General features: G+C 44.8%; 3 protein-coding genes and 1 other RNA gene. All 4 read right to left on the reverse strand.

What is annotated here, in order from left to right; translation table 11 throughout:
• Nucleotides 1-316: 316 nt before the first annotated feature.
• A non-coding RNA gene (gene ssrS / locus KDK14_RS00030) (6S RNA) lies at nt 317-495 on the reverse strand.
• A gap of 88 nt (nt 496-583) precedes the next feature.
• Entirely contained in the window at nt 584-889 is a 306-nt protein-coding gene (locus tag KDK14_RS00035) for a cell division protein ZapA (RefSeq protein WP_257262963.1), read from the reverse strand.
• Entirely contained in the window at nt 886-1095 is a 210-nt protein-coding gene (locus tag KDK14_RS00040; RefSeq protein ID WP_257262964.1) for a TIGR02449 family protein, read from the reverse strand. Before KDK14_RS00040 ends, KDK14_RS00035 begins: the two co-directional genes overlap by 4 nt.
• Nucleotides 1096-1358: 263 nt before the next feature.
• Nucleotides 1359-1775: hypothetical protein (locus tag KDK14_RS00045; protein WP_257262965.1), on the reverse strand; the 417-nt coding region annotated here is incomplete at its 5' end.

The following is a 1775-nucleotide window of genomic DNA, read 5'->3' on the forward strand; positions in this document are numbered from 1 at the left end:
GGGTATGGATATATACCAGTCACTACTTAGAGCTGTTCAGAATTGCAGTAATATGCCTTTGCTGGGTGCTGAATAGTTACATTTTTGTTTATAGAGCGATCAGTGTAACCCCCGTGACCGCATTTTCGAAAATTTCAAAGGGATACATTTGTATCCCTCAAGGAATACTTTGATTGAGTTTCCAAGGTCTGCATGAATCAAGAATACTATTTGAGACAGAAGAAATTGGTCGTTTTATATGCACGGAAAAGACAGGTAATTCTTTGTTTTGCTTGGGTTTGAAAGGATATTATACAAGGTGAGACATTATGATTGAAACCTCCCCACCCTGCCGCTGCCACGCTTGCCCGTGGCCGTAACGGTCACGGTGGGAGCTGCTGAGGTGGTTCGGGCTTTCCGCTTCAAGGCGGACCTGCACTCCAGCACCTGCCAGGAACTCCCCGGGTAGTATTATCGGCTCGGGACGTAAATGACTGGCGAACAAGCCAGGGAGGTTTCGTCGGCATTATATCGACTATTTTGGGGATGTATGCAAGTTTTTTTTTGCTATCAGTTTTCGTGAACATCTCAAAAGGTTATCAGATCAACGCTCGACGACAGCCAGTGCCTGATCCAGCTTACCCAGCAGTTGGTCAATATGCTCTTGGGTGTCCTGCTTTTCATCTTCATTCTGACGACGGCTCTGCATTAATTCGTAGCTGATGTTCAGGGCGGCCATCACGGCTATTCGCTCAATTCCAATAACTTTGCCTGAAGAGCGGATTTCATGCATTTTATCGTTCAGGTAGCGGGCAGCTGTGTAAAGAGACTCCTGATTATCCTTAGGGCAGGCAACACGGTATTCCTTGTCCAGAATATGAACGGACGTCACTGATGATTTATCCGTCATGACTCATGCTCCAGAGACCTGAGATGCTGGATCATCGCTTCTACTTTAGTACGTGCAACGTCGTTTTTTTCCATCAACTTGGCTTTTTCAGCTATCCAGGACTGCTCTCGCTGTCGAAGTTGCCTGTTTTCGGTCGTCAGCTTCTGACATAGGGCTAGCAGATAATTGATTTTCTGATCTAGGGCAATGAAATCGGATTCTTTCATAGCTTCCCTGAAGGCTCGGTTATTAGGGTTACTATAGCCTCTGGAGAAATTCAGAACAATGACTTAATGGTTGACAACGTTTTATTTTTGATTTGTCGGATAATACTTTGTATCAATGGATCAAATTGTCCTTTGCATAAGAGGCAATCATGCTACATGCCTGCAAACACAGGGTAGCATTTTGGTTGATCTGACGAAGAACTCAAGAGTTCAAGCTCAGGCTTGAAAGGCTGATTAAAAGGCGTATGAAAAAAAATGGCAAATCATGCGGGTTTTTTGCCAATAATTCGTATTTTATCCTGATCACCATGACTCCATACCGGGTAATGGGGTGCCTTGCCTTGTTCGCATGGTTCGATAATAAATCCGGCATTGTCCATTAATGCTTCCAGTTGTTCGGACGCAAAAAAACATAATTTTCTTCCGGGGATATTACTTTCATGGGCAGTCAAAACCGGGTCGGTTATTTCCGGACAGTTAAATACTTTTGCCGCCTTTGCCAGAAGGTTAAGATAGTCCCGCTGACCGGTAACGGTTAACGGTGATTTTCTAACACTGTCTTGTATCTCCTTGTTCAGGCCAGTGGTTTTCAGCACCTCAATATGGCTGGCAAGTTTGTCCGGGAAGTCTGTTAGCCCGGATATTTCATAAACTGCCCCGAATCTCGCGCAGGACTTTGT

Source organism: Endozoicomonas sp. ONNA2 (assembly GCF_024606365.1).
Classification (GTDB): Bacteria; Pseudomonadota; Gammaproteobacteria; order Pseudomonadales; family Endozoicomonadaceae; genus Endozoicomonas.

Excerpts from the sequence above, each read along its gene's own strand:
- KDK14_RS00035 (WP_257262963.1), bottom strand. The coding sequence starts at position 889 with ATGACGGATAAATCATCAGTGACGTCCGTTCATATTCTGGACAAGGAA.
- KDK14_RS00040 (WP_257262964.1), bottom strand. The coding sequence starts at position 1,095 with ATGAAAGAATCCGATTTCATTGCCCTAGATCAGAAAATCAATTATCTG.